A 525-nucleotide genomic window follows, 5' to 3' on the forward strand; every position below is an offset into this window, starting at 1 on the left:
CTGATATCCCACGCTAAGTTAACTTTAAACAGGGTGCCAGAATCATCGAAGCTAAAATCAGACGCTCGACCGTTATCGGCATCATACATAGGTAGTGCAATAAAGGTGTTGTTCTCAAACTGATTATCGAAATAGCGCGCGCCGAGGGTTAAATGTAAAACATCGCTCATATGCCAAGTGAGTTCACCAAAAGCCGCGCGATCTTTGAATGTCTCATTGCGATCATAGGCCCAATCTTGATCAGTGCCTGTGGTAAATTGATCGCCCCAAAGCGCAATGGTGTAATCGGTAAAGCCTGGTAAATAGGAATTTTGAACCGAGCCTAGGTCTTGATCCATGTAATAAAGACCAGCCACATAATCAATCGCGCCCCCCGCATTGGAAACTAAACGCAACTCCTGAACAAATGCCTTATCTTCATATTCGCGCACCGCACTCGCCATGGGGCGAGGTAAGTCATAGTAGTAGCCAGAGATCCAACCTAGTTGCGCATAAAAACCCGTGTTCTCACTGACACTTTCACCT

Annotated in this window: 1 protein-coding gene; it reads right to left on the reverse strand. The window is 46.1% G+C overall.

Translation table 11 applies throughout. The features are described from left to right. The coding region (locus ACFQEU_RS17995) for a hypothetical protein (protein WP_379784392.1) at positions 1 to 525 on the reverse strand (525 nt) is incomplete at both ends.

Source organism: Halorubrum tibetense (assembly GCF_042661865.1).
GTDB lineage: Archaea > Halobacteriota > Halobacteria > Halobacteriales > Haloferacaceae > Halorubrum > Halorubrum tibetense.